Annotated in this window: 18 protein-coding genes; 12 read left to right on the top strand and 6 right to left on the bottom strand. The window is 74.3% G+C overall.

Annotated elements, in window-relative coordinates; all coding sequences use genetic code 11:
- Nucleotides 1–96: 96 nt before the first annotated feature.
- Complete coding sequence (locus IAG43_RS13545) at nt 97–861, bottom strand: TetR/AcrR family transcriptional regulator (protein ID WP_187741007.1); 765 nt, start codon at nt 859–861, stop codon at nt 97–99.
- A gap of 95 nt (nt 862–956) precedes the next feature.
- On the opposite strand from IAG43_RS13545, the gene IAG43_RS13540 reads away from it, so the two are divergent.
- Together IAG43_RS13540 and IAG43_RS13535 are read left to right on the top strand one after the other, a co-directional pair.
- Complete coding sequence (locus IAG43_RS13540; RefSeq protein WP_187741006.1) at nt 957–1,949, top strand: ATP-binding cassette domain-containing protein; 993 nt, start codon at nt 957–959, stop codon at nt 1,947–1,949.
- Complete coding sequence (locus IAG43_RS13535) at nt 1,946–2,779, top strand: ABC transporter permease (RefSeq protein WP_187741005.1); 834 nt, start codon at nt 1,946–1,948, stop codon at nt 2,777–2,779. The genes IAG43_RS13540 and IAG43_RS13535 overlap by 4 nt, the downstream gene beginning before the upstream one ends.
- A 102-nt stretch (nt 2,780–2,881) precedes the next feature.
- Here the strand turns inward: IAG43_RS13535 and serC are convergent, their stop codons facing one another.
- Together serC and IAG43_RS13525 are read right to left on the bottom strand one after the other, a co-directional pair.
- A complete protein-coding gene (serC, locus tag IAG43_RS13530) occupies nt 2,882–4,000 on the bottom strand; it encodes a phosphoserine transaminase (RefSeq protein WP_187741004.1) in 1,119 nt (372 codons plus the stop codon).
- A 119-nt stretch (nt 4,001–4,119) separates the two neighbouring features.
- Entirely contained in the window at nt 4,120–4,677 is a 558-nt protein-coding gene (locus tag IAG43_RS13525; protein ID WP_187741003.1) for a GTP-binding protein, read from the bottom strand.
- A 233-nt stretch (nt 4,678–4,910) separates the two neighbouring features.
- Between IAG43_RS13525 and IAG43_RS13520 the strand changes: the two genes are divergently transcribed.
- Nucleotides 4,911–7,856, top strand: coding sequence for an FAD-binding and (Fe-S)-binding domain-containing protein (locus IAG43_RS13520; protein ID WP_187741002.1), 2,946 nt, complete (start codon nt 4,911–4,913; stop codon nt 7,854–7,856).
- 253 nt (nt 7,857–8,109) lie between these two features.
- Here IAG43_RS13520 and IAG43_RS13515 read toward each other — a convergent pair whose 3' ends face one another.
- The gene (locus IAG43_RS13515; protein ID WP_187741001.1) at nt 8,110–8,991 is read right to left on the bottom strand and encodes a LysR family transcriptional regulator; all 882 of its coding nucleotides are present in this window, start codon (nt 8,989–8,991) and stop codon (nt 8,110–8,112) included.
- Between the two features lie 328 nt (nt 8,992–9,319).
- Here IAG43_RS13515 and IAG43_RS13510 point away from each other — a divergent pair, with 328 nt between their 5' ends.
- The gene (locus tag IAG43_RS13510; RefSeq protein ID WP_187744442.1) at nt 9,320–10,315 is read left to right on the top strand and encodes an EamA family transporter; all 996 of its coding nucleotides are present in this window, start codon (nt 9,320–9,322) and stop codon (nt 10,313–10,315) included.
- A gap of 158 nt (nt 10,316–10,473) precedes the next feature.
- Here IAG43_RS13510 and IAG43_RS13505 read toward each other — a convergent pair whose 3' ends face one another.
- Both IAG43_RS13505 and IAG43_RS13500 read right to left on the bottom strand, forming a co-directional pair.
- Nucleotides 10,474–12,309 carry a Dyp-type peroxidase gene (locus tag IAG43_RS13505; protein WP_246574300.1) on the bottom strand — a complete coding sequence of 612 codons (1,836 nt, stop codon included), beginning with the start codon at nt 12,307–12,309 and terminating at the stop codon, nt 10,474–10,476.
- Between the two features lie 82 nt (nt 12,310–12,391).
- A complete protein-coding gene (locus IAG43_RS13500; RefSeq protein ID WP_187741000.1) occupies nt 12,392–14,263 on the bottom strand; it encodes a galactose oxidase early set domain-containing protein in 1,872 nt (623 codons plus the stop codon).
- A gap of 421 nt (nt 14,264–14,684) precedes the next feature.
- Here IAG43_RS13500 and IAG43_RS13495 point away from each other — a divergent pair, with 421 nt between their 5' ends.
- From IAG43_RS13495 to IAG43_RS13460, 8 genes are all read left to right on the top strand, one after another.
- Complete coding sequence (locus IAG43_RS13495; protein ID WP_187740999.1) at nt 14,685–15,476, top strand: TIGR03084 family metal-binding protein; 792 nt, start codon at nt 14,685–14,687, stop codon at nt 15,474–15,476.
- Between the two features lie 68 nt (nt 15,477–15,544).
- Nucleotides 15,545–17,212 (top strand): acyclic terpene utilization AtuA family protein, encoded by a 1,668-nt coding sequence (locus IAG43_RS13490; RefSeq protein ID WP_281403995.1) that lies wholly within the window; start codon nt 15,545–15,547, stop codon nt 17,210–17,212.
- Nucleotides 17,209–18,807: an acyl-CoA carboxylase subunit beta gene (locus tag IAG43_RS13485; RefSeq protein WP_187740998.1), complete on the top strand. Its 1,599-nt coding sequence runs from the start codon at nt 17,209–17,211 to the stop codon at nt 18,805–18,807. The genes IAG43_RS13490 and IAG43_RS13485 overlap by 4 nt, the downstream gene beginning before the upstream one ends.
- 8 nt (nt 18,808–18,815) lie before the next feature.
- On the top strand, nt 18,816–20,762 hold the full coding sequence (locus IAG43_RS13480; protein WP_187740997.1) for an acetyl/propionyl/methylcrotonyl-CoA carboxylase subunit alpha: 1,947 nt from the start codon (nt 18,816–18,818) through the stop codon (nt 20,760–20,762).
- Complete coding sequence (locus tag IAG43_RS13475) at nt 20,759–21,889, top strand: acyl-CoA dehydrogenase family protein (RefSeq protein ID WP_187740996.1); 1,131 nt, start codon at nt 20,759–20,761, stop codon at nt 21,887–21,889. The genes IAG43_RS13480 and IAG43_RS13475 overlap by 4 nt, the downstream gene beginning before the upstream one ends.
- A 42-nt stretch (nt 21,890–21,931) precedes the next feature.
- Nucleotides 21,932–23,539, top strand: coding sequence for a 4-coumarate--CoA ligase family protein (locus tag IAG43_RS13470; RefSeq protein ID WP_187740995.1), 1,608 nt, complete (start codon nt 21,932–21,934; stop codon nt 23,537–23,539).
- A 17-nt stretch (nt 23,540–23,556) separates the two neighbouring features.
- On the top strand, nt 23,557–24,288 hold the full coding sequence (locus tag IAG43_RS13465) for an enoyl-CoA hydratase family protein (protein ID WP_187740994.1): 732 nt from the start codon (nt 23,557–23,559) through the stop codon (nt 24,286–24,288).
- Nucleotides 24,276–24,872, top strand: a complete 597-nt coding sequence (locus IAG43_RS13460; RefSeq protein ID WP_187740993.1) for a TetR/AcrR family transcriptional regulator — start codon at nt 24,276–24,278, stop codon at nt 24,870–24,872. The genes IAG43_RS13465 and IAG43_RS13460 overlap by 13 nt, the downstream gene beginning before the upstream one ends.
- Nucleotides 24,873–25,075 lie beyond the last annotated feature (203 nt).

Raw genomic sequence — 25,075 nt, 5'->3', positions numbered from 1 at the left:
CCGGGAGACGGCCGGCCGGTCCGTGCCGGCTGCCGGTCTCCGGTCCCGGCGCCGGTCCCGGCCTCGGTCCCCCGACGCAGGGGCCGGCGCCCGTGCTCAGGCAGTCCCGGCGCGTTCCGCCACCAGAGCCCGGAAGCCCCCGATCAGCCGCTCCACTCCGAAGGCGAAGTGGTCGAACTCCGAGCTGAACGCGTCCTCCGAGAGCTCCGCCAGGGACGGGTACTCGCCGCTGAGCATCGCCTTCGACAGATAGGGCTCCTGCCTGCGCCAGAACTCCTCCTCGGACTGCCCCGTCTGCTGGGCGGCTTCGGCCGACTCCAGTTCCATGCGGGCGATGCCCGACGTGAAGCTCTGCACGGCGATGACGACCGAGATCGTCTCCGGGTCGCTCAGTCCCATGCCCCGCAGGGCGAAGAGTGAGGCGTCGAGGCCGCGCACGGCACTCGGGCCGAGGACGGTCCGCGACTGGTTGACCTTCAGCAGCCAGGGGTGCGCACGGTAGAGCGCGAGATGGGCGGCCGCCATCCCGCGTACGGCGTCGGGCCATGCCTCGGGAGGGGTCGGGGCGATCTCGCCCTCCAGGGGTTCGCCGATGACGCGGTCGAGCATCAGGTCGAGCAGCTCGGCCTTTCCGGGGACGTACCGGTAGAGCGACATGGTGCCGGTGCCCAGCTCCGTCGAGAGCCGCCGCATCGACACGGCGGGCAGGCCCTCCGCGTCCGCGACACGGATCGCCGACGTCACGATCCGGTCGAGGGAGAGCGCCGGCTTGGGGCCGCGCGAGGGGCGCTCGCCGGTACCCCAGAGGAGTTCGAGGCTGCGCGAGACGTCGCCGCTGCCGCTCGTTTCGGTCGTCGTCATGCACTCACTTTAATCCTGTGGACCAAAACTGAGTACGGTGTACTCTCTAGTGGGTACGGTGTACTCAATTGACGTTCTGGAACGCTGGAGGGGCTGTGGAGGAACACGCCGTAGTGGCCGAGGGCATCGAGAAGAGGTACGGGGACAAGCACGCGCTCGACGGCTTCGACCTGGTCGTCCGCCAGGGCACCGTGCACGGCCTCCTGGGGCCGAACGGCGCCGGCAAGACCACCGCGGTGCGGGTCCTCGCCACGCTGCTCCGCTTCGACGCCGGCTATGCGAGGGTCGCCGGCCTGGACGTGCGCCGCGATCCCCGCGGTGTCCGGGCCCGGATCGGCCTCGCCGGCCAGTACGCGGCGGTCGACGAGATCCTGACCGGCCGGCAGAACCTGGAGATGTTCGGGCGCCTCTTCCATCTCGGGGGCCGTCGGGCACGGCTGCGGGCGACCGAGCTGCTGGAGCGGTTCGACCTGGTCGAGGCGGGGGACAAGGGCGTCGGCACCTACAGCGGCGGCATGCGCCGCAGGCTGGACCTCGCCTCCTCCATGATCCTCGCGCCCCAGGTGCTCTTCCTCGACGAGCCGACCACCGGACTGGACCCGCGTTCCCGCGGCGAGGTGTGGGACGCGGTGCGCCGCCTCGTCGCCGGGGGCACCACCGTCCTGCTCACCACCCAGTACCTGGAGGAGGCCGACAAACTGGCCTCCCGCATCACCGTCATCGACCGCGGCCGGGCCATCGCCGACGACACCCCCGACGGGCTGAAGGACCGCATCGGCGGCGACCGTGTCGAGGTGGTGGCCCGCGACACCGCCGACCTCGCGGCCGTCGCCCGGACCGTGGCCCGCGCCGCCTCCGCCGAACCGGTCGTGGACGAGACCGGACGCCGCGTCCACGCACCCGTCACCGACCGGGTCGCCGCCCTGACCGAGGTGGCCCGCACACTCCAGGACGAAGGGATCCCGGTGGAGGACATCGGACTGCGCAGACCCAGCCTCGACGACGTGTTCCTCCGGCTGACCGGCCACGCCGCGGACCGGGACCCCCGCCCCGAGGTGCGCCCCGAGCCGGCGGAGGCCCTGGCATGAGCGCCCCCGGCACCGTGGACCTGATGCCCGCGGACACCCACGGCCGCGCCTACTGGGCCGTCGCCGACTGCTGGAACGTCGTCCGCCGCGGTCTCACCCACTACCAGCGCCAACCCGTGCTGATCGCCTGGCAGCTCGGCTTCCCGATCGTCTCCGTGCTGCTGTACGGCTACGTCTTCGGCGGCGCGATGAAGTCGCCCGACGGCGGCAGCGTCCGCGACTTCCTGATGCCCGGCATGTTCGCCATGACCATGGCCTTCGGCTTCATGAACACCGCGATCGCGGTCGTCGCCGACGTGACCAAGGGTGTCGTCGACCGCTTCCGTTCGATGCCGATGGCCCCCTCCGCCGTCGTCACCGGCCGGGGCGTCAACGACCTGATCGTCGCCTGCGCCGAACTCGCCATCCTCGCCGCGACGGCCCTCGCCATGGGCTGGCGCGCCGACTCCGGCCTCGCCGCCTCCCTGGGCGCCTTCGGACTGCTGCTGCTCCTGCGCTTCTGCCTGATCTGGGTGGGCATCGTGCTGGGCCTGGTCGTCCCCAACCAGGAGGCCGCCGGCGGGCTGTACGCGGTGGCGTTCCCGCTCACGATGATCTCCAGCGTCTTCGTGCCGCCGTCGACCATGCCTGACTGGCTGGGCGTGATCGCCGCGTGGAACCCGATCTCCTCGACGGCGGCGGCCGCCCGCGAGCTCTTCGGCAACCCCGTGGCGGGCGACGGCAGCTGGATCCAGGAGAACGCCCTGCTCATGGCGGTGGTGTGGCCGCTCGTGATCACGGCCGTCTTCGCACCCCTCGCGATCCGCCGCTTCCAGCGCCTCAGCCGCTGACACCCCCGGGGGAAGCGGCCGCCCGCACCGTCGGGCGGGGGACGCCCGCGGGGCGCCGGCCGTGACCGGCCGGCGCCCCGCGGGGTGGATGCGACGGAGGTGTCAGAGCTTCTCGATGACGTGGTCGATGCACGCCGTGAGCGCCTCGACGTCCGACGGCTCGATCGCCGGGAACATCGCCACGCGCAGCTGGTTGCGGCCCAGCTTGCGGTAGGGCTCGGTGTCCACCACGCCGTTGGCGCGCAGCACCTTGGCCACGGCGGCCGCGTCGATCTCGTCGGCGAAGTCGATGGTGCCGATGACCTGGGAACGCTTGGCCGGGTCGACGACGAAGGGGTTGGCGTACTTCGACGCCTCGGCCCAGCCGTACAGGGTGCGCGAGGAGGTGGCCGTGCGGCGCACCGCCCAGTCCAGACCGCCCTGGCCGTTGATCCACTTAAGCTGCTCGTTCAGCAGGAAGAGGGTCGACAGCGCCGGGGTGTTGTACGTCTGGTTCTTGCGGGAGTTGTCGATCGCCGTCGGGAGGCTGAAGAACTCCGGGACGTGGCGGCCGGACGCGTGGACGCGCTCGGCGCGCTCGATCGCGGCCGGCGAGAACACGGCGACCCACAGGCCGCCGTCGGCGGCGAAGGACTTCTGCGGGGCGAAGTAGTAGACGTCCGACTCGGCGATGTCGACGGGCAGACCGCCGGCACCCGAGGTGGCGTCGACCAGCACGAGCGCGCCCTCGTCGGCACCGGCGACCCGCTTGACGGGGGCGGCGACACCGGTGGAGGTCTCGTTGTGGGTGAGGCCGTACACGTCGACGCCGGCCTCGGCCCGCGCCTCGGGGTGGGTGCCCGGGTCGGAGGAGATCACGGTCGGCTCGGCCAGCCACGGCGCCTGCTTGGCGGCCTTCGCGAACTTGGAGGAGAACTCGCCGAACGACAGGTGCTGGGACTTGTTCTCGATCAGCCCGTGGGTCGCGACGTCCCAGAAGGCGGTGGAGCCGCCGTTGCCCAGGATCACCTCGTACCCCTCGGGCAGCGAGAACAGCTCGCGCACGCCCTCGCGGACCTCGCCGACCAGGTTCTTGACCGGGGCCTGGCGGTGGGAGGTGCCGAGGAGGGAGGTGCCGGTGGCGGCCAGGGCGTCCAGCGCCTCGGTACGCACCTTGGAGGGGCCCGCGCCGAAACGGCCGTCGGCGGGCTTGATGTCAGCGGGAATCTGGATATCAGCCACGAGCCGGAGGGTATCGCCTCCGGCGCTCCGCCGGTGCAGCGGTCCGTTCCATGAGACGCCCGGCCGGACCGGGCCACACCCCCCTGATCCCCGCTCTGAGCTGGGCTGTCCTCCTCCGGTCAGGGCACGCGGCCTGCCGACACGGTGTGCAGGTGCTCCATGAGCGCGATCAGGACGAACTTGCTCGACGAGTGGTCCCGTGCGTCGAACTCCACCAGCGGCACCCGGTCCGGCAGCCCGAGCTCGCCCCGGATCTCGTCCTCCGAACGGAACGGTCCGCCGAAGTCGTTGACGGCCACGATGTAGGGGGTGCCGTGGTGCCCCAGCAGGTCGACGGCGTACCGGGCCTCGTCGACGGCCCGGGTGTCGACGAGCACCACGGCGCCGATGGTGCCGTTCAGCAGCCGGTCCCAGAGGAAGCGGAAGCGCTCCTGACCGGGCGTGCCGAACAGGTAGAGAACCGTTTTTTCGTCGAGGGTGATCCGCCCGAAGTCCAGGGCCACCGTCGTCGCCGTCTTCGCGGGGAACGCCACGGCCGGCAGGGCGCCGGTGATGGTCTCCTCCGTGTGCAGCGAGCGGATCTCGCTGACCGACCGCACCATCGTGGTCCGGCCGGTGCCGTGCCCGCCGACCACGACGATCTTCGTCGCGCTGAGCTGCGCCCCGGCGCGGGTCATCGTTCCTCGGGGGTTCCGGTCATCGGGCGATGCCTTCCGCGGGTGCGAGGGGCGCAGCCGAAGCCGCTGGTCTCTGATCACGTTTCAGGTCAATCCGTGGTCACTATAGGAGAGTTGACGATCAGTTGGGCAAGGGCCCCGACAGTCCCGGCTCACTCTTCTGCCCACAACGTTCGCAACCGACCCGCTTTCCGCACGTGTACCGGACGGTAGGGCGGGCCATCCTGGGAGACATGGCGCACGAGGACCACGAGCAGGAGCGGAAACGGGCGTCCGGCCGGCACGGCCGGCGGCGGCCCGCGGGCACGGCGGGTCCGGTCGCGGGCCCGGGCGGAGATCGACACCCAGGGGATACGGGCGAACTGGCGCACGCGCTCACCGCAGCCGTCCGCGGCGAGGTCGACTTCTCCGCCGCGGCCCGCGCCCTGGTGACCATGGACGCCTCCAACTACCGCCGCGTCCCGGCCGGAGTCGTCGCCCCGCGCGACGCCGACGACGTCGCGGCCGCCCTCGCCGTCTGCCGGGACGCGGGCGTGCCCGTCGTGCCCCGGGGCGGCGGCACCTCGATCGCCGGCCAGGCCACCGGTACCGGCGTGGTCCTCGACCTCACCCGCCACATGCGGGACGTCGTCCGGCTGGACCCCGAAGCACGGACCGCCGTCGTCGGCCCCGGAGTCGTCCTCGACCGGCTGCGGGACGTCGCGGCCGTCCACGGACTCACCTTCGGCCCCGACCCGTCCACGCACAGCCGCTGCACCCTCGGCGGCATGATCGGCAACAACGCCTGCGGCTCCCACTCGGTGGCCTGGGGCACCACCGCCGACAACGTCCACGGCCTCGACGTCGTCACCTACGACGGCCGCCGGCTGCGCCTCGGCCCCGGCGGTGCCGGCGCGCCCCGGGGCCTGCCCGAGTTCACCCGCGCCCACCTCGCCGCCCTGCGCACCGCCTACCCGCCCGGCCTGCCCCGCCGCATCTCCGGCTACGCGCTCGACGCCCTGCTGCCGGAACGCGGCGCCGACGTGGCCCGCGCGTACTGCGGCAGCGAGGGCACCCTGGCCGTGCTGACCGAGGCGACCGTACGGCTGGTCCCCTCGCCCCCGCACCGCGCCCTCGCCGTCCTCGGCTACACCGACGAGAGCGCCGCCGCCGACGCGGCCCCCGGCCTGCTCCCGTACGGGCCGCTGACCGTCGAGGGCATGGCCGAGGACCTGGTCCGCGAACCGTCCGCCCGGTCCGGCCTGCCCCGCGGCGGGGCCTGGCTGTTCGCCGAGACGGGCGGGGCGAGCCCGGCCGAGGCGCATGCCGCGGCGGCGGCACTGGCGCGCGCGGCGGACGCGCTGGACACCGCCGTCGTCGGCGATCCGGCCGCGCAGCGGACCCTGTGGCGCATCCGCGAGCAGGCCGCGGGCACCGCGACCCGGATGCTCGACGGGGCCGAGGCGTGGCCCGGCTGGGAGGACTGCGCCGTGCCGCCCGCACGGCTCGGCGCCTATCTGCGCGACTTCCGGGCCCTGCTCGCCCGCTACGGGCTGCGCGGCACCCCGTACGGCCACTTCGGGGACGGCTGCATCCACGTGCGGATCGACTTCGACCTCGTGTCACCGCGGGGCGTCGCCCTCTTCCGCGAGTTCTCCGAGGACACGGCCGCCCTCGTCGTCGCCCACGGCGGCTCGCTCTCGGGCGAGCACGGCGACGGACAGGCACGGGCCGAGCTGCTGCCGAAGATGTACGGCGACGAACTGGTCGGCCTCTTCGGCGCCTTCAAGGACCTGTGGGACCCGGACGGCGGACTCAACCCCGGCATCCTCGCCCGGCCCACCCGGCTCGACGAGAACCTGCGGTTCGAGGTCCTGCCGGCCCGCCCGGTCGACGTCGCCTTCGGCTACCCGGACGACGCGGGCGACTTCGGCCGCGCCGTCCGGCGCTGCGTCGGCGTCGCCGCGTGCCGCACCACGGCCCCGGCGACCGGCCCGGCGGTCATGTGCCCCTCGTACCGCGCCACGGGAGAGGAGCGGCACTCCACCCGCGGCAGGGCCCGGCTGCTGCACGAGATGCTCGCCGGCGAGGTGGTCACCGGAGGGTGGCGCTCCACCGAGGTGCGCGACGCCCTCGACCTGTGCCTCTCCTGCAAGGGCTGCCGCACCGACTGCCCCGTGGGCGTCGACATGGCCACCTACAAGGCGGAGTTCCTCCACCACCACTACGCGGGACGCCGCAGGCCCGCCGCCCACTACTCGATGGGGCGGCTGCCGCAGTGGCTGCGACTGGCCGGTCCCGTCGTCCCGCTCGCCGACGCGCTGACCGGGGTGCCCCCGTTCGCCGCCCTCGTCAAACGGCTGGCGGGCATCGCTCCCGAGCGCGACCTCCCGCGCCTCGCCCGGCGCACGTTCACCGCACTGGCCCGGGAGCGGACGCGCGGCCGGACCCGGGTGCTCGCCCCGGGCCGGTTCACGGTGCTGTGGCCGGACACGTTCACCGACCGCCTGGCGCCGGCGGTCGGCACGGCGGCGCTGCGCGTCCTGGACGACGCCGGCGTCGAGGCGGTCCTGCCGCCCGGCCGGGTGTGCTGCGGGCTGACCTACGTCTCCACCGGCCAGCTCGACCGCGCCCGTGCCGTGATGCGCCGCACCCTCGACACCGTCGAACCCCTGCTCGACCTGGACGCCCCCGTCACCGTCCTCGAACCGAGCTGCGCCGCCGCGCTCCGCACCGACCTGCCGGAACTGCTCGGCGACGACCCCCGGGCCGCCCGCCTCGCGTCCGCCGTCCGCACCTTCGCCCAGACCCTGGCGGAACGCGCCCCCGACTGGACGCCGCCGCGCCTGGACCGGCCCGTCGCGGGGCAGACCCACTGCCACCAGCACGCGGTCCTCGGCGACGCCGCCGAGCGCGCTCTGCGCGACGCCGCCGGTCTCACCGGCACGCTCAGCGGCGGCTGCTGCGGCCTCGCGGGGAACTTCGGTTTCGAGAGGGGCCATTACGAGGTGTCCGTCGCCTGCGCCGAGGACCGGCTGCTGCCCGCCGTCCGCGAGGCCCCCGAGGGCGCCGAACTCCTCGCGGACGGCTTCTCCTGCCGCACCCAGCTCCACGACCTCGGCGGCCACCGGGCCCGCCATCTGGCGGAGGTCCTGGCGGAGGCGCTGGACCGGCGCGACGGCGGGGAGCCGGGGCGCTGACGGCGCCGCTCGGCGCCGGTGCGCGGGACGACGGCCCTGCGGGCCGTGTCCGAGGGGCTTCGCCGCCGGTGCCGGGCGAGGGGGTGCGGCCGGGGAGCCCGGCCGCACGGGGCAGGCGGGCGCGGGGACGTCGCACGGGGGTGCACAGCCGTGTGGGGGGTGCGCGAGGGGAACCCGCTGACGCCCCGCCGCGAGCCGCCCGGCGGCGCGCAGGGCCGGGTCCGGAGCGCGGCGGCCCCGGATGCGGCCGCTCTCAGCCCGCCGAGGCGCCCGGCGGACGGTCCCCCGACGCCACCGCGCGGACGAGGGCCACGAAGTCGGGGATCGCCGGATGCGGCGCCGCGGCCCGCCAGGCGAGGACCACCTCGACCGGCGGCGCGTCGGCGAGCGGTCGGTAGACCACCCCCGGATTGGTGTGCATCTCGGCCGTGGAGGCGGCGGAGACGCCGACACCCCGGCCGGCCGCGATGGCGGTGAGCCAGTCGTCGGTGTTCCCGACGGTGAACGTCGCCGTCGGGCGGATCGCGGTCGGCCACAGGTCCAGGGTGGTCATGCCGGAGACGTTGTTCAGCACGACGGGCCCGGTGGCGAGGTCCGCGAGGGCGAGCGTCGCCCGTCGGGCGAGCGGGCCGTCCGCGGTGACCGCGGCCACCCGGGCCTCGGTGAACAGCGGCGCCGTCACGAGGTCGGGCACGGTGAGGCGGCCGCGGAGCACCGCCGCGTCGACCCGGCCGCGGGTGAGCCCCGCCGTCCGGTCGTCGATGCGCAGCAGCTCCACCGGAATCCCGGGGTTCTCGCGGGCCCAGCGCCGCAGCAGCGGGGTCGTGTACGGACCGAGGGCCGACCAGGCGTGCCCGATGCGCAGGGGCGCGTGCAGCAGGCGGGCCGCGTCGAGCGCCTCGTCGAAGGCGGCGACCGCGGCGGCCGCCTTGTCGCGGAACGCCTGGCCCTCCGGCGTCAGTGCCAGGTGGTGGGTGGAGCGGTCCACGAGCCGCGTGCCCAGGTGGCGCTCCAGCGCCGCGAGCGAGCGGGAGACGCTGGGCTGCGCGAGGTTCAGCCGGGCTGCCGCCCTGGTCACGCTGGATTCCTCGGCGATGGCGAGGAAGCAGCGGAGATGCCGCAGCTCGATGCTCATGCGTCCGGAGCATAACCGCAGCGAGAAAGGCATTTCACGCGCGGCGGGCCGGTCCGTAGCGTGGAGGGGCGCGTACGGGCCGGGCGGCCGGATCCGGCAGGCGTCGGCGGCCGTGTCCGGACACGCCCGGCAGCCGGCAGCCCGGTGACCGCGACCGGAACGGCGGCCGGGTGACCGGAACGGCCCGAACGGCGGCCCGGTGACCGGAAACGGCCGGACCGGCCGCGCGGGCAGGCGCGGGCCGGCGGGCGCGCGATCGGACGGAACGAGGAGGCGGCAGGTGGCGGCGGTGCAGGGTGCGGCGAGCGGTGGTCCGGAGCCCGGGCCCGTGGCGGGGGCGACCGTGGCGCTGCCCGAGGCCGCGGGACCGGCCGCCGGTGCGGCCCCCGGCGGCGGGCGGCCCGGCAAACGGTCGCTGGGACCGGTGTCGCTGGTCGTCGCCGGTGCCCTGTCCGTGCAGTTCGGCGCGGCCGTCGCCGTCATGCTGATGCCCCGCACGGGCGCCCTCGGCGTGGTGACCCTGCGCCTGGTGCTCGCCGCGCTGGTGCTGCTCGTGGTCTGCCGCCCGAAGCTGCGCGGCCACTCGCGCGCCGACTGGGGCACGGTGGTGGCGTTCGGTGCCGCGATGGGCTCGATGAACATCCTCTTCTACCAGGCCGTGGACCGGATCCCGCTGGGCGCCGCCGTCACCCTGGAGGTCCTCGGCCCGCTCGCCATGTCCGTGATCGTCTCCCGACGGCTGGTGAACCTGCTGTGGGCCGGGCTGGCGCTCGGCGGCGTCGTCCTGCTCAGCGGCGGCGGATTCGACCGGCTCGACCCGGTGGGGGCCCTGTTCGCCCTCGCGGCGGGCGCGATGTGGGCCGCGTACATCATCTTCAGCGCCCGGACGGGGCGGCGGTTCCCGCAGGCCGACGGACTGGCCCTGGCCATGGGGGTGGCCGCGCTGATCAGCCTCCCGCTGGGCATCTGGGAGGCGGGCACGAAGCTGGTGCAGCCCAGCACGCTCGGCCTCGGACTGGCCGTCGCGCTGATGTCGTCGGTGCTGCCGTACACCCTGGAACTCCTGGCACTGCGCCGCCTGCCCGCGGCGACGTTCGCGGTGCTGATGAGCCTGGAGCCGGCGATCGCCGCGACGGCGGGGTTCCTGGTGCTGCACCAGGCGCTGTCCTTCACCGACGCCGCGGCGATCGCCCTGGTGATCGCCGCCAGCATGGGCGCGGTCCGCACGCAGACCGCGAAGGCCCGGACGCGGACCGCCGCTGCCCGCACGCCCGCGGAGCCGGACCGAGGCCGTCCGGAACCCCTGCGGCCGGACCGCGGGTAGGGCGGCACGGCGGCCCGCCCCGGCGCGCTCCGCCGCCACGGGCCCACCGCGCGGCCCGTCGCCGGGACCGGACCGGACCGGACCGGGCCGGGCCCCGGGACCAGCCCCAGCCCCGGACCAGCCCCCGCCCCGGGACCAGCCCCGCCCCGCCCCGGTGCTCAGTGCATGGTGTTCGTCGCCCAGATCGGCCGGTCCGCCGCCGTGTAGATCACGACGTTGCCGTCCGACTGGACCGACAGCTTCGCCCCCGGGTTGCCGCCGGTCCCGGTGGACCAGACCGGCTGGTTGTCGGGCGTATAGACGACGAAGTCGCCGTCCTCCTGGAGCACCGCCCGCGCGCCGGGGGTCGGCGGGTTGTTGGAGGCCCAGCGCGGGTCGTCCATCTCGTCGAAGGCCACGAGCCGCCCGTCGTCCTGGAGCACCAGCTTCGCCCGGCCCGCGTCGACGACGTCACGGGCCTCGAACGTCGAGACGGCGAAGATGTCGTGGTTGCCGGTGGGCGTCACCTTCACCTTGATCCTGGGGGTGTCGTCCTCCAGCCGCCCGTCGGCCAGCCGGTCCAGCGTGGACATCGAGGGCGTGAAAGCGTAGACCGCGCCCTCCGTCCGCACGAACTGCTCGAAGCGGATCCGCCGGTCGTTGAACGAGACCTCGCTCTCCCGGCCGATCATCGGATCGCGGCCGACCGACGGCTTGCGCAGCGGGAAGTCCTCGGCGTCCACCCAGTCCCGCTGCATGAACTCGAACTGGGCCACCAGATCGCTCTGGTAGCTGACGAAGACCAGTCCGCGCGCCGCGTCGGGGCCGTGGCCGGCCGGGCCCGCCGGGTCGAACGGCAGGCCGTAGGGGATGCCCCGGCGCATGATCCGCCGGCCGTCGAGGTCGCCCTTCTCCGGGACGATGTGGCCGCTCTCCTGGAAGCGGAGCCCGTCGCGGGGGTTGGTCTTGCGCAGGTGGGAGAAGAGGGGCGTGACGGCTCCCTCCAGGTCGTCGGCGAAGCTGATGTCGTTGTCGTTCGCCGACGCCGGGTCCGACGGCATGTCGGCGTGCGGGCACTTGGCCACCGGTGTGCCCGACCGCCAGCGGCCGACCATCCGCGCCGCCAGCCACTCCGTGGTGGCCTCCGGCGGCACGGCCTTCGCCTCCTTCAGCTCCTTCAGCCGCGCCCCGATCTGCGCCCACCAGCCGGGGACGTCCTGCCCGAGGCGGCGGACCACGTGGAACGAGCCGCCGCGGGCCCACTCGGGCATCGTGTACGGGCGGTCGGTGGCCCGCTCCTCGCCGACGACGAACTCGCCGGCCGGGATGATCCGGGTACCGGGGGAGCCCTTCTTCCACTCCGGGCGCCGCGGATCGGGTGCGTCGAAGCCGGCGACCGCCGGCTCGCTGACGCCGTCCTTGAAGCCGAAGTGCTCCTTGCCGGCCCGTGCGCCGGGCAGCGTCCCGCCGTCCTGCTCGAAGACGATCACCACCTTGTGGACGGACGCCTCCTGACGCTCCTCGGAGAGGGCGGCCCGCAGGTCCGCGACGGTGTCCGCGGCGATCGTCAGCACGGCGTGCACCGGCTGGGCGTTGCTGTCGCCGAACAGCCAGTTCTCGGGGGAGTTGTCACCGGTGTCGCCCAGCATCCCGGCGCGCAGGGCCGGGCCCTGCTTGAAGGCGAGCTGGGTCGTCTGCTCGGCGGCGCGCGGGAAGGGGTCCCTGCCGGTCAGGGTCTCGATGCCGGCATGGGTGAAGCTGACGCTGCGCCACAGGGCGGTCAGCGCCCTGGGGTCGTCGCCGCCGCTGTTGCGGCGGGCCGCGCTGAAGGCGGTGTTGAAGGCGGCGACCTGCCTGGTCGTGGCGATCCGGGGCTTGAGGCGGCGCAGCCAGGTGCGTGCCCGGGTGGCGTCGTCGAATTTCAGGAACAGCAACTGGACGTTGTCCTTCTTGAAGCCGGCGATCACGTCGCCCTGGATCTCGGTGCTGTCCCGCAGGGGGAGTTCGGTGTTCACGGTGACTCCGTCTCGTGAGGTCTCTCTCGTCCGTCGGCGCGGCCGCGGGGCCCGGCGGGAGAGCCGGGCCCCGCGGCGGGTGTCACCGGGACTCGGGCGGGCCGAAGGACACGAACTTGGCGGTGCTGGGCACGCCCTCCGCGTCGAGGAGGAAGAGCATGTAGTAGCCGGGAGGGGCCGCCTTCGCCGACGGCGGTGCCTGGAGTTCGAGCGAGCCGCCCGCCCTGCTCCTGATCCGCAGGTCGAGGTGGCGCTGGCTGAAGTTCACCGAGTGGGTGGCCGTCGTGGGCGCCAGCAGCACCGCCCGCGTGACGTCCTGCGGCTCCGAGCTGAGCACCGTGAAGCGGCTGTCGTACGTGAGGGTGCGGCCGGGTACGGCCGTGAGGTCGGGCCGCTCACCGCTGTGCAGGTAGGCCGGCTCGTAGATCTCGATCGAGCCGTCCATGTCGTCCTTGATGTCCGGGTCGTTGGCGATCTGCTGCGCCTCGTCGCCGGTGACCATGATCCGCCCGTCCGGGAGCACCACGGCGTTGGAGTGGTAGCCGCGCGGCAGGCGCTGGGCCGGGCCGAGCTTCCAGTTGCCGTCGGCGTCCCGCAGCTCGGTCTGCCGGTACTTCAGGTCGGCGTTGGGGTTGTAGAGCCCGTTGCCGTAGTCGCGGATGTCGTAGGCGCCGTTGACGGTGAACAGCGTGCCGTCGGGCAGGATCAGGGTGTCGTCCTGCGTGCGTCCGAAGGCCCTCGGCTGCTGGGTCTTCCACTGCCCGCCGACGAGCTGGTACGTGTTCGGGTCGTCCCGGTCGCCGCCGAGGACGAGGACGGAGTCCGGGCCCCGGAACCCGGCGGGCAGGGGTACGGCGGAGCCGTAGTTGCGCATGAAGCCGTCGGGCCGGTCGGGCAGGGAGGTCCGGGTCTCGGTGACCGGGTCGAACCTCCACTGCTGGTCGTGGTCGCGGCCGAGGCCGTAGATCATGCCGTCGCGCAGCGAGAACAGGTGCGGGTAGTCGTGGCGGAACGGGGCCTCGGCCCCGAAGACGTCCACGGGCACGTTCTGCGGCAGGTCGCCCCTGCTGACGGGGACGGGACGCGAGCGCGCGGGGAAGCGTTCGACGACGGGGGTGGGCGTGCCCCAGCCGAGTTCCGACTGGCCCGACATGATGAGGATCCGTCCGTCGGATCCGGTGACGGCGCTCGGGTACCAGCGGCCGACGGACATGTCCTCGTTGAGCGACCAGGTCTCGGTCCACGGGTCGAAGACGAGCGAGAGCTTGGCGCCCGCGCCGTGGTTGCCGCCCAGGTTGCCGCCGAAGACGCCGAGCATGCCGTTGGGCAGGAAGGCGTGGCCGGCGCAGAAGAACGGGGCGGGCCGGGAGACGTTCCAGCCGTCCGGCATCATCACCGACGGGGGAGTGACCTTGGTGAACGCGGCCGTCCCGGTGCCCCTGGCGGGGTCCCAGAGATAGGCCCGGCCCGCGTTCTCCTTGCCGGTGATCTGGGTCGGCGCGGTCTCCTTCGTCGGGTTGGTCTCGATCCTCTCGAACGAGAAGAGCAGGACCTTGCCGGTGGGCAGCTGCGCGACGTGGACGCCGAAGTCGGGTGACGGGAAGTACTGCCGGAAGACGCCGAAGTCCGACGCGACGAACCGGGCGTTGTGCCGGGCCTGCGACGTGGTGAGGGACTCCAGCCGGGCCGTGCGCATGGGCTGCGGGTAGTCGCCGGTGTCCTCGGCGCGCATCCGGGCACGGGCGTGCTCCTCGGCGTGCTCCTGGCCGAGGACGGCGGCCTCCTCCTTGTCGACCGGGGCCTTCGCCCGGCCGGACGCGGCGTTGCCGGTGACGGAGTGCGGTCCGGGCGGGGCGTCGTGCGCGGCGGCCGGCAGCGCGAGGACCGCGGGGACGGTCAGCGCAGAGATGACGGCGCAGGCCGGGAGCAGCCTGGACAGGCGTGATCGTGACATGGGGCTCCTTGTGGGTGGCCCTGGGCGGGCGAGGCACCGCCGCCGGGTGGCCGCACATGCGTGTGGCATAAACCGGCGCTGACGCATCGTGGGATTCCGGGACGGGGAGTGACCGGTGCGGGGTGCGGTGCGCCTGCTCGCCGCCGGGCCGGGAGGGTGGGGGGTCGCCCGCCGCCGGACGACTCCGGGACCGGGCGGGATCAAGGTACGGGCGGGCGCCGGGACACTCCCAACCCCGCTCGGGGGAACCACTCGTGCGGTTCAAACAGAATCAATTCTTCGCGCCGGACCGGTTTGAGCAGGGACGGAACCCGTGCGGAGGGTCGTGCGCCCGAAAAATCAAAGCAAGCATGCTTGCTTGTTTTCTTGCCCGCTGCCATGCTCCGGGGCACAGACCGCCGTGCCCACGAGGGAGCGTCCCGTGTCCGACCCGTCCGCCGTACTCGACGACCTGCGTGACGAGAGCGAGGCGCTCGACCGGCTGGTGGCCCCGCTGGACGCCGCCCGGTGGGCGGCCCCGACACCCGCCGAGGGCTGGAGCGTCGCCCACCAGATCGCCCACCTCGCCTGGACCGACCGCGCCGCCCGTCTCGCGGTCACCGACGCCGAGGGCTTCGCCGACGCCGTGACCGAGGCGCTCGCCGCGCCCGAGAGCTTCGTCGACGACGGTGCCGCCGAGGGCGCGGCCCTGCCGCCCGCGGAGCTGCTCGACGGCTGGCGGCTCGGGCGCGAGCGCCTGCTGCTCGCGCTGCGCGAGGCTCCGCCCGGCGCCCGCTTCCCGTGGTTCGGCCCGCCGATGAGCGCCGCCTCGATGGCGACCGCCCGGCTGATGGAGACCTGGGCCCACGGGCAGGACGTCGCCGACGCCCTCGGTGCGGTGCGCGCCCCCACGGCCCGGCTCGCGCAGATCGCGCGGATCGGCTTCCGCACCCGGGACTTCGCGTTCGGCGCGCACGGCCTCACCCCGCCCGCCGACCCGTTCCGCGTCGAACTGACCGGCCCCGGCGGGGAAGCGTGGACGTACGGACCCGAGGACGCCCCGCAGCGCGTGACGGGCCCGGCGCTCGACTTCGCGCTGCTCGTCACCCAGCGCGCACACCGCGCCGACCTCGCCCTGCGCGCCGAGGGCGCCGACGCCGACCGCTGGCTGGACATCGCCCAGGCGTTCGCCGGCCTCCCCGGCAAGGGCCGCGCCCCCCGGGGGGAGGCGTGACGCCCCCCGGCCACCCCGCCCCCGGGCCGGACACCCCCCGCGGGAACCCTCCCGGCGGCGGGCGGGCGCTGCGGATCGGGAATGCGTCCGGGTTCTACGGCGACCGGTTCCGCGCGATGCGCGAGATGCTCGAAGACGGTCCCCTCGACGTCCTCACCGGCGACTACCTCGCCGAACTCACCCTGCTCATCCTCGGCCGCGACCGGCTGAAGGACCCGGCCCTCGGGTACGCCAAGACGTTCCTGCGCCAGCTGGAGGACTGCCTCCGCCTCGCCCGGGAACGCGGGGTGCGGATCGTCGCCAACGCGGGCGGGCTCAACCCGGCGTCCCTCGCCGGCGCCGTGCGGGAGCTCGGCGAACGCGTCGGCGTGCCCGTCCGGGTCGGCCACGTCGAGGGCGACGACCTGACCTCCCGCCACCCGGGCGCGCTCACCGCCAACGCCTACCTCGGCGGCGGCGGCATCACCGCCTGCCTCGCGGCCGGGGCCGACGTCGTCGTCACCGGCCGGGTCACCGACGCCGCGCTCGTCACCGGCCCCGCCGCCTGGTGGCACGGCTGGGGGCCCGAGGAGTACGACCGCCTCGCCGGGGCCGTCGTCGCCGGGCACGTCCTGGAGTGCGGCACCCAGGCCACCGGCGGCAACTACGCCTTCTTCACCGGCCACGACGTCCGCCGCCCCGGTTTCCCCCTCGCCGAGATCGACGCCGACGGGTCCGCCGTCGTCACCAAGCACCCGGGCACCGGCGGTGTCGTCGACACCGGCACCGTCACCGCGCAGCTCCTCTACGAGACGGCCGGCCCCCGCTACGCCGGGCCCGACGTCACCGCACGCCTCGACACCGTGCGCCTCACGCAGGACGGCCCCGACCGGGTCCTGATCTCCGGGGTGCGCGGCGAGGCGCCGCCGCCCACGCTCAAGGTCGGCCTGAACCGCCTCGGCGGCTGGCGCAACGAGGTGGTCTTCGTCCTCACCGGCCTCGACGTCGAGGCCAAGGCCCGGCTCGTGCGCGAGCAGGTGGAGGACGCGCTCGGCACCCGGCGTCCCGCCGAGGTCCGCTGGGAGCTGGCCCGCACCGAGCACGCCGACGCCGACACCGAGGAGCGCGCCAGCGCGTATCTGCGCCTCGTGGTGCGCGACCAGGAGGCGGAGAAGGTGGGCCGGGCGGTCAGCGGCGCCGCGATCGAACTGGCCCTCGGCAGCTACCCCGGGTTCCACGTCACGGCGCCGCCCGGAAAGGGCGCCCCATACGGCGTGTTCGAGGCCGCGTACACCGACGCGGGCGAGGTCCCGCACACGGCGGTGCTGCCGGACGGCACCCGGCTGGCGGTCCCCGCGCCCGCGCGGACACTGCCCCTCGCGGACGTGCCGGAGCCGCCCCTGCCCGAGCCGCTGGAGCCCGGGCCCGTCCGCCGCGCCCCGCTCGGACTCCTGCTGGGCGCCCGCAGCGGCGACAAGGGCGGCGACGCCAACATCGGCGTCTGGGCACGCACCGACGGCGCCTGGCGCTGGCTCGCCCGCGAACTGACCGCGGAGCGCCTGCGCGAACTGCTCCCGGAGACCGCCGGGCTGCCCGTCGTACGCCACCTGCTGCCGAACCTGCGGGCGGTGAACTTCACCGTCCGGGGCGTCCTCGGCGAAGGCGTCGCCGCGCAGGCCCGGTTCGACCCCCAGGCCAAGGCGCTCGGCGAATGGCTGCGCGCCCGCCACACCGACCTCCCGGAGGCCCTGCTGTGACCGTCCTCGGCTCGGCCGTCGACCCGACGAGCCCCGAACACGCCGCCCACCGCGCCGCCATGCTGGACCGCCTCGCCGCGCTGGAGGGCGAGCACGCCAAGGCGCTGGCCGGCGGCGGCGAGAAGTACGTCGCCCGGCACCGGGGGCGCGGCAAGCTGCTCGCCCGCGAGCGCATCGAACTGCTGGTGGACCCGGACACCCCGTTCCTGGAGCTGTCGCCGCTCGCCGGCTGGGGCAGCGACTACCCGGTCGGCGCCTCGCTCGTCACCGGCATCGGCACCGTCGAGGGCGTCGAGTGCCTGATCACGGCCAACGACCCCACCGTGCGCGGCGGAGCCTCCAACCCGTGGACGCTGAAGAAGGCGCTGCGGGCCAACGAGATCGCGTTCGCCAACCGGCTCCCGGTGATCTCCCTCGTGGAGTCCGGCGGGGCCGACCTGCCGTCGCAGAAGGAGATCTTCATCCCCGGCGGCGCGCTCTTCCGGGACCTCACCCGGCTCTCGGCCGCCGGCATCCCCACCGTCGCCGTGGTCTTCGGCAACTCGACGGCGGGCGGCGCCTACGTGCCCGGCATGTCGGACCACACGGTGATGATCGAGGAGCGCTCCAAGGTGTTCCTCGGCGGACCGCCGCTGGTGAAGATGGCGACCGGCGAGGAGAGCGACGACGAGTCCCTCGGCGGCGCGGCGATGCACGCCCGCGTCTCGGGCCTCGCCGACCACTTCGCCGTCGACGAGCAGGACGCCCTGCGCCAGGCGCGGCGGATCGTCGCCCGGCTCAACCACCGCAAGGCGCACCCCGATCCGGCCCCCGCCGAGCCGCCGGAGTACGCGGCCGAGGAACTGCTCGGCATCGTGCCGGAGGACCTGAAGACGCCGTTCGACCCGCGCGAGGTGATCGCCCGGCTCGTCGACGGCTCCGACTTCGACGAGTTCAAACCGCTGTACGGACCGAGCCTGGTCACCGGCTGGGCACGGCTGCACGGCTACCCGGTGGGCGTCCTCGCCAACGCGCAGGGCGTCCTGTTCTCCGCCGAGTCCCAGAAGGCGGCCCAGTTCATCCAGCTGGCGAACCAGCGCGACATCCCGCTGCTGTTCCTGCACAACACCACCGGCTACATGGTGGGCAGCCGGTACGAGCAGGGCGGCATCGTCAAACACGGCGCGATGATGATCAACGCGGTGTCCAACTCCCGTGTCCCGCACCTGTCGGTGCTGATGGGCGCGTCCTACGGCGCCGGCCACTACGGCATGTGCGGCCGGGCCTACGACCCGCGGTTCCTCTTCGCGTGGCCGAGCGCCAAGTCGGCCGTGATGGGACCCCAGCAACTGGCCGGGGTGCTGTCGATCGTGGCGCGCGCCTCGGCCGCCGCCAAGGGGGCGCCGTACGACGACGAGGCGGACGCCGGGCTGCGCGCGATGGTCGAGGCGCAGATCGAGGCCGAGTCGCTGCCGGCGTTCCTGTCCGGCCGCCTCTACGACGACGGGGTCATCGACCCCCGCGACACCCGGACAGTCCTCGGGATGTGTCTGTCCGCCATCCACACGGCACCGGTCGAGGGCGCGCGCGGCGGCTTCGGCGTCTTCCGAATGTGAGGCCCGGCGTGATCTCCACCGTCCTTGTAGCCAACCGCGGCGAGATCGCCTGCCGGGTCTTCCGCACCTGCCGCGACCTCGGCATCGCCACCGTCGCCGTCCACTCCGACCCGGACGCGGACGCCCTGCACGTACGGGAGGCGGACGCGGCCGTCCGGCTCCCGGGCGCCACCCCGGCCGAGACGTATCTGCGGGGCGACCTCGTGGTGAAGGCCGCCCTCGCGGCGGGCGCCGACGCCGTGCACCCGGGCTACGGCTTCCTGTCCGAGAACGCCGCCTTCGCGCGGGCCGTCACCGACGCCGGGCTGGTCTGGATCGGCCCGCCCCCCGCGGCCATCGAGGCCATGGCGTCCAAGACGCGCGCCAAGGAGCTCATGGGCCTCGCGCCGCTCGCGGCGGACGCGGTCACCGAAGGGGACCTGCCGGTCCTGGTGAAGGCGGCGGCGGGCGGCGGCGGCCGCGGCATGCGGGTGGTCCGCACCCTCGCCGACCTGCCCGGCGCGCTTCGGGCCGCGTCGGCCGAGGCGGCGTCCGCCTTCGGCGACGGCGAGGTGTTCACCGAGCCGTACATCGAACGCGGCCGCCACGTCGAGGTGCAGATCATGGCCGACGCCCACGGCACCGTGTGGACGCTCGGCACCCGGGACTGCTCGCTCCAGCGCCGCCACCAGAAGGTGATCGAGGAGTGCCCCGCGCCCGGTCTGCCGCCGGAGACGACCGCCCTGCTCCAGGAGTCGGCGCGCACCGCCGCCGCGGCCGTGGACTACCGGGGAGCGGGCACCGTCGAGTTCCTCGTCGGTGCCGACGGACGGGCCCACTTCCTGGAGATGAACACCCGCCTCCAGGTCGAACACCCCGTCACGGAGGCCGTGTTCGGCGTGGACCTGGTCGCCCTCCAGCTCGCCGTCGCGGAGGGCCGCCCGCTGCCCGCCGAGGTGCCCCGGCCCCGGGGCCACGCCGTGGAGGCCCGCCTGTACGCGGAGGACCCGGCCGCGGGCTGGGCCCCGCAGACCGGCACCCTGCACGCCCTCGACGTCCCGGGGACCGGCGCGGACCCCGGGAGCGGCACCGGCACCCGGGTGGACGCCGGCTACGCCGCCGGGGACGCCGTCGGCGTCCACTACGACCCCATGATCGCCAAGGTCGTCGCCTGGGCGCCCACCCGCGAGCAGGCCGTACGTCGGCTCGCGCACGCCCTGCGGCGGGCACGGATCCACGGCCCGGTCACCAACCGGGCGCTGCTCGCCGCCTCGCTGGAACACCCCGGTTTCGCCGCCGGCCGCCTCGACACCGGCTTCTACGACCGCCACCTGGCGGAGCTCACCGCCCCCGCCCCCGGCGAGCGCCATGCGGCCGTGGCCGCCGCCCTCGCCGCGGCCGCGGCCCGCGCGGGACGGTTCGGCGGCGCCTGGCGCAACCTGCCGTCCCAGGCGCAGACCGCGGTGTACGGGGAGCACGAGATCCGCTACCGGCCCGCCCGCGGCGGCGGGTACGACCTCGAAGGCGAGCCCGGCACCCGGGTCGTCCGGGCCGAACCGCACCGGGTCGTGCTGGAGACCGACGGCGTGGCGCGCGCCTACGCGGTCCGCGCCCACGGCGACGGCCGGGTCCACGTCGACGGCCCGCTCGGCGCCCACGCCCTCGCCGAGCGGCCCCGCTTCACCGACCCCGCCGAGCGGGCCGTGCCCGGCTCACTGCTCGCGCCGATGCCCGGGACCGTCGTCCGCATCGGCGACGGGGTCGCCGAGGGCGCCGCCGTCACCGAGGGCCAGCCCCTCGTCTGGCTGGAGGCCATGAAGATGGAGCACCGGATCGACGCTCCCGCCTCCGGCACGCTCACCGCCCTGCACGCCGTCCCCGGCCGCCAGGTCGAGGTCGGCACCCTGCTCGCCGTCGTCCAGGACGTCACGGAGACACCGGGCGTCACCGAAGCACAGGAGGCCACCGCATCATGAGCACCCTGGAGAGCCAGGACCACAAGGACCTGCGCACCGCCGTCGCCGCCCTCGCCCGGCGACACGGCCCCGGCTACGACCGCGCCACCCTCTGGGCCGAGGCCGGAAAGCTCGGCTACCTCGGCGTCAACCTCCCCGAGGAGTACGGAGGAGGAGGCGGCGGCATCGCCGAACTCTCCATCGTCCTGGAGGAGTCCGGCGCCGAGGGCTGCCCCCTGCTGATGATGATCGTCTCCCCGGCCATCTGCGCCACCGTCATCGCCCGCTTCGGCACCGCCGAGCAGCGCCGCGGCTGGCTGCCCGGCCTCGCCGACGGCAGCCTGACCATGGCCTTCGGCATCACCGAGCCCGACGCCGGCTCCAACTCCCACCGGATCACCACCACCGCCCGCCGGGACGGCGACGACTGGCTGCTCACCGGCCGCAAGGTCTTCGTCTCCGGCGTCGACATCGCCGACGCCACCCTGATCGTCGCCCGCACCGAGGACGCCAGGACCGGCAGCCTGAAGCCCTGCCTGTTCATCGTCCCCCGGGACGCCCCCGGCTTCGGCCGCCGCGCCATCGACATGGAACTCCAGGCGGAGGAGCGGCAGTTCGAGCTCACCCTCGACGACGTCCGGCTCCCCGCCGACGCGCTGGTCGGCTCCGAGGACGCCGGTCTCCTCCAGCTCTTCGCCGGACTCAACCCGGAACGCATCATGACCGCCGCCTTCGCCATCGGCATGGGCCGCCACGCCCTCGCCAGGGCCGTCGACTACGCGAAGACCCGCCAGGTCTGGAAGACGCCCATCGGCGCCCACCAGGCCATCGCCCACCCGCTGGCCCAGGCCCACATAGAACTGGAACTGGCCCGGCTGATGATGCAGAAGGCGGCCGCCCTGTACGACGCGGGCGACGACGCGGGCGCCGGAGAGGCCGCCAACATGGCCAAGTACGCGGCCGGCGAGGCCTGCGTCCGGGCCGTCGACCAGGCCGTGCACACCCTCGGCGGCAACGGCCTCACCCGCGAGTACGGCCTCGGGAAGCTGATCGCCGCCTCGCGGGTCGCCCGGATCGCGCCGGTCAGCAGGGAGATGATCCTGAACTACGTGTCCCACCAGTCCCTGGGTCTCCCCAAGTCCTACTGACAGGCGTCATTCTGGCCGTCCACAACAGCAGGGAGGGCAGTCATGGTGTTCCGCAGCAGCTACGCCGACGTCCCGGCCGTCGTCGAACCCATCCACGAGGCCGTCCTGGGCCGCGCCGCCGAGTACGGCGACACCGTGGCCCTGGTCGACGGCGTGAACGGCACCACCGTCACCTACCGGCAGCTCGACCTCTTCCACCGCCGGATCGCCGCCGCGCTCGCCGAGGCCGGTCTGCGCAAGGGGGACGTGCTCGCCCTGCACAGCCCCAACACGGTCGCCTACCCGGTCGTGTTCTACGGGGCGACCCGGGCCGGGGCGTCCGTCACGACCGTCCATCCGCTGGCCACGGCGGAGGAGTTCGCCAAACAGCTCCGCGACTCCTCCGCCCGCTGGATCGTCACCGTCTCCCCGCTGCTGGAGGTCGCCCGCCGGGCCGCCGAACTCGCCGCCGGCATCGAGGAGATCTTCGTCTGCGACCGGGCCGAGGGCCACGTCAGCATCACCGACATGTTCACCTCGACGGCACCCGAACCGGACGTCGCCATCGACCCGTCCGAGGACGTCGCCGCCCTCCCGTACTCCTCCGGGACCACGGGCGTGCCCAAGGGCGTGATGCTCACCCACCGCTCCATCGCCTCCAACCTCGCCCAGCTCGAACCGTTCGTGCCCCACGGCGGCGGCGACCGGGTCCTCGCCGTCCTGCCGTTCTTCCACATCTACGGGCTGACCGCCCTGATGAACGCCCCGCTGCGCAACGGCGCCACCGTCGTCGTCCTGCCCCGCTTCGAGCTGGACACGTTCCTCGGCGCCATCCAGGAGCACCGGATCAACGCCCTGTACGTGGCCCCGCCGATCGTCCTCGCGCTCGCCAAGCACCCCGCCGTCGACGGCTACGACCTGTCCTCGCTGGAGTACATCGTCTCCGCCGCCGCGCCGCTGGACGCGAAACTGGGCGAGGCCTGCTCCCGGCGCCTCGGCCTGCCGCCGGTCCGCCAGGCCTACGGCATGACCGAACTGTCGCCCGGCACCCATGTGGTGCCGCTGACGGCGGAGAACCCGCCGCCCGGCGCGGTCGGCCTGCTGCTGCCGGGCACCGAGATGCGCATCCTCGCCCTCGACGGCTCCGGCGACCTCGGGCCGGGGGAGGAGGGCGAGATCGCCATCCGCGGGCCGCAGGTCATGAAGGGCTACCTCGGCCGGCCCGACGCCACCGCGGCCATGATCGACGAGGACGGCTGGGTGCACACCGGCGACGTCGGCCGGGTCGACGAGGACGGCTGGCTCTTCGTCGTCGACCGGGTGAAGGAGCTCATCAAGTACAAGGGGTTCCAGGTTGCACCCGCCGAACTGGAGGCCCTGCTGCTCACCCACGAGTCCGTCGCCGACGCCGCTGTCATCGGGGTGGTGGACGACGAGGGCAACGAGATCCCCAAGGCCTACGTCGTCCGGCAGCCCGGCCACGACGCGCTGACCGCGGACGACGTGATGGCCTTCGTCGCCGAGCGGGTGTCGCCGTACAAGAAGGTCCGCCGGATCGAGTTCACCGGGGGCATTCCCCGCGCCGCCTCGGGGAAGATCCTCCGCCGGGAGCTGCGGGGCCGCCAGACCCCGGCGGACGGCCCGGCGGCCACCGGGCCCAAGGCCCCCTGACCACCACGGAGGAGCGCATGACCGTCGTCACGGCCCACGAGCGGGGCGTCACCACCCTCACCCTCGACAGCCCGGCCAACCGGAACGCCCTCTCGGCGGTGCTCGTCAAAGAGCTCTCCGACGCCCTCGCCGGGTGCGCCGGCGACCCCGGCGTGCGGGCGGTGGTCCTCACCCACACCGGGACGACGTTCAGCGCCGGGGCGGACCTGAAGGCGCCGCCCAGCCCCTACGCGTTCGTCGCACTGCTCCGGCAGATCGTGGCCCTGCCCAAACCGGTCGTCGCCCGCGTCGCGGGCCACGTCCGGGCCGGGGGCCTCGGTCTCGTCGGGGCGTGCGACATCGCGGCGGCCACCACGGGGTCGGACTTCGCCTTCACCGAGGTCCGCATCGGGGTCGCCCCGGCCGTGATCTCCCTGCCGCTGCTGCCCCGGATGGAGCCCCGCGCCGCCGAGCGCCTCTACCTCACCGGGGAGCGCTTCGACGCCGCCGAGGCGGCCCGCTGCGGGCTGCTCACGCTCACCGCCGACGACGTGGACGCGGCGCTCGCACCCCTGCTGGACGCCCTGCGCAAGGGCTCCCCGCAGGGCCTGGCGGCGTCGAAGCAGCTGGTCACGGCTAGGGTGCTGGAGACCTTCGACCGGGACGCCGAGGACCTGGTGCAGCGTTCGGCGACGCTGTTCGCCTCGGCCGAGGCGCGCGAAGGGATGACGGCCTTCCTCGAACGACGGGATCCCGCATGGGTGTTCTGACTCCGCCCGGCGCGGCGCACGGCCCGAAGCAGGACCGCAGCCGGGCCACCCGGCAGCGTCTCCTGGAGGCGGCGGTGGCCTGCCTGGCCGAGGTCGGCTGGGCAGGCTCGACCGTCTCGGTGGTCGCCGAGCGGGCCGGCGTCTCGCGCGGGGCCGCGCAGCACCACTTCCCGACCCGCGAGGACCTGTTCACCGCGGCCGTCGAGTACGTCGCCGAGGAACGCTCCCAGGCGCTGCGGGAGCTGCCCCCGCAGAGCCGCCCGGAGGTCGTCGCCGCCCTCGTCGACCTCTACACCGGGCCGCTGTTCCGCGCGGCGCTCCAGCTGTGGGTGGCGGCCTCCAACGAGGAGCAGTTGCGGCCCCGGGTCACCGAGCTCGAGGCCCGCGTCGGCCGCGAGACCCACCGCATCGCGGTGCGGCTGCTGGAGGCGGACGAGTCCGTCCCCGGCGTCCGCGAGACCGTCCAGGGCCTGCTGGACACGGCACGTGGCCTGGGCCTCGCCAACGTCCTCACCGACGACGCCGCCCGCCGCCGCCGGGTCGTCGCCCAGTGGGCCGCCCTGGCGGAGCACGGCCTGGGCTGACGCCGCCCCCTGCGATTCGGGTGCGTGTGAGCCACGTCACCTGGTAAAGGGGGGATCCCCGGTATCATGGACACATGATTCCGCTCGTTCGCCGCCGCCACGTGGACTATGTCCGCGTCACGAGCACGGGCTGTCGCCGCTCCGCCTGACCGGTGATCCGTGCGGCTGTGCCGCCCCACCGCAGGCCGCGCCGCGTTCCACCA

Origin of the sequence: Streptomyces genisteinicus, assembly GCF_014489615.1 — a bacterium.
Taxonomy (GTDB): Bacteria; Actinomycetota; Actinomycetes; order Streptomycetales; family Streptomycetaceae; genus Streptomyces; species Streptomyces genisteinicus.
This window is presented reverse-complemented; position numbering and strand designations above follow the sequence as displayed.

Coding starts and splice junctions, on each gene's coding strand:
- IAG43_RS13475 (WP_187740996.1), top strand. CDS start 20,759: ATGAGCACCCTGGAGAGCCAGGACCACAAGGACCTGCGCACCGCCGTC.
- IAG43_RS13535 (WP_187741005.1), top strand. CDS start 1,946: ATGAGCGCCCCCGGCACCGTGGACCTGATGCCCGCGGACACCCACGGC.
- IAG43_RS13525 (WP_187741003.1), bottom strand. CDS start 4,677: ATGACCCGCGCCGGGGCGCAGCTCAGCGCGACGAAGATCGTCGTGGTC.
- IAG43_RS13465 (WP_187740994.1), top strand. CDS start 23,557: ATGACCGTCGTCACGGCCCACGAGCGGGGCGTCACCACCCTCACCCTC.
- IAG43_RS13500 (WP_187741000.1), bottom strand. CDS start 14,263: ATGTCACGATCACGCCTGTCCAGGCTGCTCCCGGCCTGCGCCGTCATC.
- IAG43_RS13545 (WP_187741007.1), bottom strand. CDS start 861: ATGACGACGACCGAAACGAGCGGCAGCGGCGACGTCTCGCGCAGCCTC.
- IAG43_RS13515 (WP_187741001.1), bottom strand. CDS start 8,991: ATGAGCATCGAGCTGCGGCATCTCCGCTGCTTCCTCGCCATCGCCGAG.
- IAG43_RS13460 (WP_187740993.1), top strand. CDS start 24,276: ATGGGTGTTCTGACTCCGCCCGGCGCGGCGCACGGCCCGAAGCAGGAC.
- IAG43_RS13520 (WP_187741002.1), top strand. CDS start 4,911: ATGGCGCACGAGGACCACGAGCAGGAGCGGAAACGGGCGTCCGGCCGG.
- IAG43_RS13470 (WP_187740995.1), top strand. CDS start 21,932: ATGGTGTTCCGCAGCAGCTACGCCGACGTCCCGGCCGTCGTCGAACCC.